The organism is Achromobacter colocynthidis, assembly GCF_057334535.1.
In genome coordinates this window covers 332,567-340,519 of record NZ_JBHFIZ010000039.1, presented here as the reverse complement: position 1 = coordinate 340,519, position 7,953 = coordinate 332,567, and the positions used below count along the sequence as shown (strand labels likewise).

At 64.4% G+C, this 7,953-nt stretch carries 8 protein-coding genes; all 8 read right to left on the bottom strand.

Going from position 1 to position 7,953, the window contains the following annotated elements; genetic code table 11:
• Positions 1 to 74: 74 nt before the first annotated feature.
• The 8 genes from ACE04A_RS28090 to ACE04A_RS28055 all read right to left on the bottom strand — a co-directional run bounded on the left by ACE04A_RS28090 (position 75) and on the right by ACE04A_RS28055 (position 7,923).
• Positions 75 to 725 (bottom strand): DUF799 domain-containing protein, encoded by a 651-nt coding sequence (locus tag ACE04A_RS28090; protein ID WP_448716998.1) that lies wholly within the window; start codon positions 723 to 725, stop codon positions 75 to 77.
• Positions 725 to 1,171 carry a DUF4810 domain-containing protein gene (locus ACE04A_RS28085; protein WP_448716896.1) on the bottom strand — a complete coding sequence of 149 codons (447 nt, stop codon included), beginning with the start codon at positions 1,169 to 1,171 and terminating at the stop codon, positions 725 to 727. Before ACE04A_RS28085 ends, ACE04A_RS28090 begins: the two co-directional genes overlap by 1 nt.
• Positions 1,172 to 1,181: 10 nt before the next feature.
• Complete coding sequence (locus ACE04A_RS28080) at positions 1,182 to 1,859, bottom strand: CsgG/HfaB family protein (RefSeq protein ID WP_268080144.1); 678 nt, start codon at positions 1,857 to 1,859, stop codon at positions 1,182 to 1,184.
• 147 nt (positions 1,860 to 2,006) lie between these two features.
• Positions 2,007 to 2,798: a fused MFS/spermidine synthase gene (locus tag ACE04A_RS28075; protein ID WP_448716895.1), complete on the bottom strand. Its 792-nt coding sequence runs from the start codon at positions 2,796 to 2,798 to the stop codon at positions 2,007 to 2,009.
• Positions 2,799 to 2,907: 109 nt separating this feature from the next.
• Positions 2,908 to 4,491: a serine hydrolase gene (locus ACE04A_RS28070; protein ID WP_485820740.1), complete on the bottom strand. Its 1,584-nt coding sequence runs from the start codon at positions 4,489 to 4,491 to the stop codon at positions 2,908 to 2,910.
• A gap of 9 nt (positions 4,492 to 4,500) precedes the next feature.
• The gene (locus ACE04A_RS28065) at positions 4,501 to 5,658 is read right to left on the bottom strand and encodes a hypothetical protein (RefSeq protein WP_448716892.1); all 1,158 of its coding nucleotides are present in this window, start codon (positions 5,656 to 5,658) and stop codon (positions 4,501 to 4,503) included.
• 35 nt (positions 5,659 to 5,693) lie between these two features.
• Positions 5,694 to 6,839 carry a D-alanyl-D-alanine-carboxypeptidase/endopeptidase AmpH gene (gene ampH / locus ACE04A_RS28060; RefSeq protein WP_448716890.1) on the bottom strand — a complete coding sequence of 382 codons (1,146 nt, stop codon included), beginning with the start codon at positions 6,837 to 6,839 and terminating at the stop codon, positions 5,694 to 5,696.
• 166 nt (positions 6,840 to 7,005) lie between these two features.
• The gene (locus tag ACE04A_RS28055; RefSeq protein WP_448716889.1) at positions 7,006 to 7,923 is read right to left on the bottom strand and encodes a GAF domain-containing DNA-binding protein; all 918 of its coding nucleotides are present in this window, start codon (positions 7,921 to 7,923) and stop codon (positions 7,006 to 7,008) included.
• Positions 7,924 to 7,953 lie beyond the last annotated feature (30 nt).

Here is a 7,953-nt window from a genome sequence, read left to right as displayed (position 1 = left end):
GGCCTGGCACGTGTCGTTCCCCCCCGCTGGGGTGACTGCGTGTCGCTAGCTGCGTGTGTATTGCTAGATGTCGCTTACTGCGTGTCGTAGCGCGGCGAACGCGGCCCGTACAGAATGCCGCCGGGTTGGCCGGCGCTGAGCAGCATCTGGTTCGTCGTGCCCGCCACGCCGTAGCTACGGTCGGACAAGGTGTTGACGATCTGGTCCACCACGGCCTGCACCAGCATGCCGATCAGGCCGCCGCTGCTATTGCTGGCCTGCACTACCTGCTTGGAGCCCGACCACAGCTTGGCGCCATTGCGCAGGTCGATGAGCTCGGCGTCGATGGCGACGGTGACGTTGCTCGACAGCACGGCATAGCTTGTGCCGTACTGCTTGACCGTCATGTACAGCGCGGCGTCGGCGCCGAAGATTTCGCGCAGCTTGGTGGCGGGCAGCCCGTGGATGTCGTCGGCGGTGGTCAGCCCGTTCTGCTTGAAGGTCTCGTCCATGACGCCCACGGGGATCACGTAGTAGCCGGACTCGGCCAGCGGCCGCGTGGCTTGCGACAGCACGGCAGCGGTCGCCGCCACGTCCACCGACGAATTCAACGGCGGCAAGACCAGGATCGACGCCGGCTTGCTTTCACGGAACGCGGTGTAGTCCACGTGCTGTTGCGGAGCAACGCAACCCGTCAGCAGCGTCACCGCCGCCAGCATGCCGGCTTGGAGTAAACGAGCGATCATCATGAGCCCTTCTTCGGTGCTTCGGCGGCCGGCGTGGCGGCCTCGGGTTGGGCTTGCGGCTTGCCCACGTTGCGCATCAGGAAGTCCATGAACGGCGTGGACTCGGGAAAGGCCACTTTCTCGCCCTGCATCTGTTCGATGCCCTTGTCGCCGTCACCCATCTTCAGGTAAAGCATGCCCAGATGCGCGCGGAACCCCGGCGGCAGCTCGACATTGGCCGCGCGCGCGGTTTCGATGTTCTTTTCCAAGGCCTGCGCCTGCACCGCATCGTCCGCGCCATCGTCCTTCAGATAGGCATAGACCGAGGGCTGATACGCCTGCCAGCTATACATGGGCTTAGGCTGCTGTACGCACGCGCTCAGCAAGCCCGCTATCGCTACAAGCGCCAATCCGCGGCAGGCGCGGGCAAGGGTCAGCGGGCGAGTCATCGCCAGAATGTTCGACATGGCCGCCTCTTTATTTCGCGGAAGGCTGCCAGGCGCCTTGTTCGATGCCTTCAACCAGGCGGTCGACGGCTTCGCGGATCGCCAAGTCCAGCACCTTGCCGTTCAAGGTTGAGTCATAGCTCGCGGTGCCGCCAAAGCCGATCACTTCGCGGTTCGACAGGCTGTACTCACCGGCGCCCGACGCGGAATACACCACTTCCGACGTCGTCACGTCGACCACGTTCAGATCAACCTTGGCGTAGGCCACCTGTTCCTTGCCACGGCCCAGAATGCCGAACAGTTGCTGGTCGCCGGTGACCTTGCGGCCGAAGGCGGTCACGTCCCCCGTGACCACGTACTGCGCGCCCTTGATCTGGTTGGCTTTCTTGTTGAAGCCCGCTTCCTGGGCGATTTCAGAGAGGTTGTCGCGGTCCATCACCTGAAAACGGCCGCTGCGCTGCAGATGGCTGACCAGGATCGTCTTGGCCTGGCCGCCCAGGCGGTCGATGCCGTCGGAGAACACACCACGCAAATAGTTGGTGCGGTTATCGAACTTGCCCACGGAAATCGGGCTGCGCACGCCTTGGTAAGGCTTGCTCGCCGCCTGTACGGCGGGCACGGCCAGGGCTTGCGAACGCTCAGTAGCGCAGCCCGAAATAATCGTCGACAACACTGCCAACGCACCAATCTTCACGACCTTGTTCAACATCGTTTTCTCCAGGCGGCCCGAAGCCAAAACGGCAGGGCGGGCATCTGTCGCCAATTAAATTGAGCGCCGATTATAAACAAGTGAATTACTTAGTCACGTATTGAAATATCTTGACTGTGCGCCGGCTATCTTCTATTAGGCAGCGGTTTATCGAAGTTCCAGCGTCGCCCCGATCACCCGCATTGTCGGCATCAACTGGCGCCAGGCGTCCCTGGGTATGGACGCAGGGCGCTTCAGTTCGGCGGCGGCGGGGTCGTTCAGCAGGTCGCCCTTGCAGGCGAACACGATGCTGTTGGTCATGTCGTCGTCCACCACTTCGAACATCGCCGGCCCGAACGATGCGCGCACGCGGGCCAGGTAGTCGTGGTGCATGGGGTGGTTCACGTGGAAGTTGATGACCAGGATGCCGTCGTTGCGCAGCGCGCGGAAGCAGTCGGCGTAGAACGCTTCCGAGCACAAGGCATCGGGGATGCCGCCCACGCCGTAGCCGTCCAGGAAGATCACGTCGGCGTGGTCCGACATGCCGCGCAAGTGGTCGGCCGCGTCGGCCTGGATGACCTGGAAGCGGTCGTCGTCGCGCGGCACCATGAAGGTGTCGCGCAGTGCTATGACGGCGGGGTCGATCTCGACGACTTCGATGCGGGTCCGGGTCAGGTAGCGATAGCAGAACTTGGGCAGCGAGCCGCCGCCCAGGCCCACCATCAGAATGCGCGCGGGCTCGGGCTTGAACAGCACGAAGCCCATCATCATCCGCGTGTATTCGATTTCCAGCGCATCGGGATTAAGCACCGACATGCTGCTCTGAATTTCTTTCTGCGTGAAATGCAGCGTGCGGCGCGTGCCCGCGTTCTGAACGAAAGGCCGGTGGATGGCCGTGGGCTCGTCGCCAGGCGCGGAGTCGGGTGGCGATGCGTCGACGGGAAGATGGGGGTCGGACATGGGCGGGGCTTGTGGTGAAAACAGGCACAAGATACCACCAGCAATAGGCCGGCCATCACTCCGCGCGCTTGCGATGGCCCGCCCTTACCACGCCTGCGACGGCTTGCCCCTACTTGCGGACCCAGCGCCCCAGGCCGCCATCGTCGTAGAACTTGATATCCAGGCCGCTGGCCTGCCCCTGGCCAGGGTCCGTCTTGAACACGACGGACGCCAGCGAATCCACCAGGTCCGCTTCCCCGGCGGGCGCGAACGCAAACGTATCGCCGTCCCAATGCGTCATCGGAAAGCGCATGCCCTTGGGTCCGAGCACCAGCGTCAGCGCGCCGTCGGCCTCCTGAATCTCGGCAGGCCCGTAGTAGGCGTTGTCATAGCGGCCCACATACTGGCGCAGCGGCTTGGCAGGGGTGGGGGTCGCGGGTTTGGCGGCGCCGGAAAGATCGGCCTGCGGCTCAAAGAAGCCCAGCATGGCGCCGTGATAAGCCGCGTACCAATCCCGCGTAGGCTTGCCATACAGCGCCGTATCGATAAACGTGGCGGCCACGGATTCCGCCGCGCCCACCGGCGCTCCGTTGGTCAGCACCACGATGCCGATACCGGCGGACGGCACGATCTTGAACGTGGTGCCCGTGCCCATCAGGAACGCGCCGGAATGCCCCATTGACGGGCGTCCGCCCAGCTCCGTGTTGATATTGAAGCCATAGCCATAGAAGCCGGAACGCGCGTCGATGCTGTGAGCACGCGCGCTGAATGATTGCGGCGACAAGGCGGGCAACAGCGCGCCGGAAGCAATCATCGGCTTGCCCTGGTATTGGCCGTCGGCCAGCAACAGCTTCAACCATTGCGCCAGATCGACCACCGTGGACGACACGCCGCCTGCCGGCGCCTGTTGATCGGCGTTGCGCTGCCCCAGCGGCACGAACGCGCCCTTCTGATAGCCATGCAGCACGGCGCGATTGGCGTGCGCCATGAAGTCGTCGTAGCGATAACTGGTTGACGTCATACCCAGCGGCGCGAACAGCAGGTCCTGCGCCAGGCTTTCCCACGGGCGGCCCGCCGCCTTCGCCACCGCCTCGGCGCCGATCGTCGTACTGAAGTTCGCGTAGTGATACGACGTGCGAAACGCGTCCAGGGGTTGCAGCCGCAGCCGCGCGATGACCTCAGCGCGCGTGTAGCCCAGGTCTTCCAGATCGTCGCCCGCGGTGCCTGGCAGGCCCGAGCGGTGCGCGAAGAAATCGCCGATGGTGCCGTGCGTGGAAACGTACGCGTTGCTGAGCGCAAAGTCCGGCAGATACCGCGCAACGGGGTCATCCCACGACACCGCGCCCTTGGACACCTCGATGGCCGCGACGGTTGCCGACAGCGACTTCGAGATCGACGCAATCTGGAACACCGTGCGCGCATCCACGGGTGCGTTCTTGCCTGCCTCGCGCGTGCCGTAGCCCTGGGCCAGCACCGTCTTGCCATCAATGACGACCGCCACCGCCATGCCTGGCACCTGACTGCGCGCCATGATGTCCTGGACGATGCCCGGCAGCGCCTTCACCGCCAGGTCCTTGCTGCCCGCCGGAATCGCGATGGCGTCGGCGGGCGGGCTGGCATGGCTTTCAATGGCGATCGGCTGCGCCCGCGCCGTCATCGAACCGCACAGAGTCAGAACGACAAGGCTGGCGATGATGGTGTGTTTGTTCGTCATGGAACCCTCTCAGAAACCCGCTTGATACGCGATGCGGAATACGCCCTGGTTGATGCGGATGGCCTGATCGCGCTGATGCGTAATGCCGGCCTGAATGATGAAGCCGACTGGCGTCACATACGTGACCGCGCCGGATAGCGCCCAGTCCCAATCGTCTTGCAAGCCGTACTGCGCCAGCTTGCCGTCACTGCCGGACAACTTGCGCGCGGCGGCCGTGGCGGTGAATTGCCAGCGCTCGCGCGACAGCGATACCGACGTCACCCCATTGCCGTTGCCCACCGGCGCGCCTCGGAACGCGCTGGCAAAGGTGGCCTCGTTGAACCAGCTCAGGCTCCAGGCATCGGCCAGCGGCGCGTCCACCCGAAACCGGGCGGAAACCGTGTTGGCGCTTTCGCCCTGGCCCGGGTCTACATGCAAGCGGCCGGCGTCCACGCCACCCGACAGCCCCTCCCAACCCGGCAAGTCTCGAAAGTCGTAAGACACGATGAACGATTTCAGTTGGTCGCTGAACGCCGGCGGCTGGTCGGGCCGGATGAAGCCGTCGTCCACGCTAAGCCGATGGTTGAGCGCCGTGTCGTCGCGCTTGAACAGCATCGCCGCCACCGAGTGCGTGCCATGGCCGCCGGCGTCGAAGGTGTAGCGGCCGCCCAGGCCGATGGATCCGCGAAATTCCGAGTTCTCGTTGAAGCCGCTGTACAGGCCATCGATGACATGCCAGGCGTCGCCGAAGCCCAGGTCCATCTTGCCGCCATACAGCGCGTAGCGGTCCGCCGTATAGGCCGCGAACAGGTTGTCCAGGTCCACGCCCAGATCCGAAAAGGCGTTGTCCTTCGTTTCGTTGTTTGACGAGTTGAGCGTGGCCTTGGTGCGGATCGAGAACCGCTGCGTCAGTTGCAACACCAGCGCGGCTTCCGCCGTGGGTTGCACGCTGCTCCAGTGCGAACGCGGAATCTGTCCGTTGTCATCCTTGATGCCGAAGAATTCGGTGTAGCCGGTCATTAGCAAGAAGCGGCCATTCAAGTGCGGGTATGTGTCCGCGCCGTCGCCCAACTGGCTGTAGGGCGTCAGGAAGATCTCGGTCTTGAAGGGATCAGGCCCTTCTTGCGCGGACGCGGCGCCAGACGCCAGGGCGACCAACGCAATGGCGCGGCCAAGCGCTCTTGCCATACGCGCGCCCATTGCAGGGCGCCGACCAAACCCGATCACCGCGCCAGCTCGGCCGCCAGCTCGCGCACTTGGGAATGGATGTTCCCGAACATGGCGAAGTTGACCCGGCTGGCCACGACGAACACGCCCAGGCCACGATTGGGCGACAACACCGCATAGCTCATGAAGCCGCCCAGGCCACCGCTTTTGCCCAGCAGGAGGGGCGCGCCGTTGCGGGGCAGGCTGACCACCCAGCCCAGCCCCATGCCGTCGGCATCGGTCACTTCCGTGCCCACCACGGACTTCAAGCCGTCATACGGCAGCCACATCGTGTGGGCCAGGGTGAACGCTTCCTTGCCCTGCCTGGCGCCGTCCAGATGCCAGCGCATCCAGCGCGCCATGTCGCCCGCCGTGGAATAGATGCCCGCGCTGGCGTACATCACATCAGGCACGGGTGCGTTCGGATCCGGTTTGTCGAAAGGATCCAAGCCCGTCATCAAGCGCTTTTTCTGCGCGTCGTTCAGCACGTTGGTCGTATCGACCAGGCCGGCGGGCTTGGTGACTTCGTTGGCAAGCAACGAGGAATAGTCGGCGCCCCCCGCCCGGGCCAGCGCATCGCCCAGCAAGCCGAAGCCCAGGTTCGAATACAGGGTGGTGGTGCCGGGCCGGTAGGCGGGCGAGTTGGCGCCGATCCACTTCCAGTAATACGCGCGGTCGAAAGCCGCGAAGGGGTTGTCGGACGGCTTGGCGTTCGGGTCCGGCAATTCGCGCGGCAGGCCCGCCGAATGCGTGGCCAGGTCCAGCAGGCTGATGGGGCGTCCCTGGGTCTGCACGGTGGCCTTGTCTGGCGCGTACTTGGCCAGGGGGTCGGTCAGCTTGAGCTTGCCCTGGGCCGCCAGCGAGGCCAGCACGTCGCCGGCGAACACCTTGGATACCGACGCGATCCGGAAGATGGAATGTTCGTCCGGCTCAACGCCGTTGCCCGGCGCCGTCTCGCCGTAGCCCTGAATGACGACGTCGTCGCCACGCACCACGGCGATGATCAGCGCGGGTGCGCCGGCGTTTAGATACAGCTGCATGCCGGCCATGGACACGGCGTCTTGCAAGGCCAGGTCGGTGGCGCGGGCCGGGGCCGTGCCTAGCGCGCAAGAGGCGGCAACAGCCAGGAAGGTAAAGCGTGAAAGGACGCGAGACGCCAGCATGCCGATTCTCTCAAGGTAGCCCGGGGAAGCGGGAAACCCGCCAAGCGAGATGATCCCAAAAACTTAGGCAATGGCCACATTGCAAGGACGAAACAACATGCCGGCATGACGAATGGCATGGCGGGGGCCCAAGCCCCGGGGTGACGCTGCGGGCTAGGCCCCGGGGTCAAATCCCCATGCGTTCGCGCAGCGGCTTTCGGTACGAACGCGACACCGGCCAGGCGCTCTCGACCGACCGCATCCGGATCAGCCACTTGTCGACGCTGCGGCGGTCGACGTCCATGACATGCAACGCATTGGCAATGGCGGTGCGGTGGACCCGGAAGAAGATCTTCTCGGGCAGCAAGGTCGACCACATGCCCAACGCGCGCGAGTCCAGCACCATCGAGCCGTCTTCAAGCCAGATCTCGCTGTAGTTGCCGGCCGATCGCACCCCCACGATCGTCTCGGGCTGCACGCCGCGCACCACGCCGCGCATCGTCAGATAGACCACGGACATGGCGCTTTCGTGCATCGCCGTCCGATTTTTTTCCAGGCTGTGCGAATACTTGGCCTGCCCGATCAGATTGGCGCATTGGTACAAGGCGTTGATCTCGGCGGCGGACCAGGTCCGATGCAGGACGGTGGTGTCGAAACCGATGATCCCGCATAGCTTCTTGTCGCGGAATACCGGCACGCTCAGCACGCTCTTGTTGCCCTGGCGCACGAATTCGGCCTGGATGATGCGTGCGGTGCGCGGCAGGTCGTGCACATCGTGGATGGCCACGGCATAGCCTTGCACCATGAACTTGTGCAGCCATGCGATCAGCGTCGTGGGCACATCCTGAAGTTCGGCAACAAAGGGCTGCGTCTGGCCCCGGCACCATTCATGAGTGTTGCGAAACCGGAGCATGTCGGGCCGGTACTCGATGAACCAGGCGCGGTCGACATCCGAGGTTTCGCCCATGAAGGCCAGCAGCTCGGCGATGGCGTCATCGGCAGGGCGCTTGAGCAAACTCATCGCGCACCGATACAGCCACTTCAGCGACGAGTCAGGCGAGAGTTCGGCTACGGTGTGCGTCTGGTATTGGACTGCATCCTTCACTGCGTTTCCCCTGGCGACCGGATCGAACAT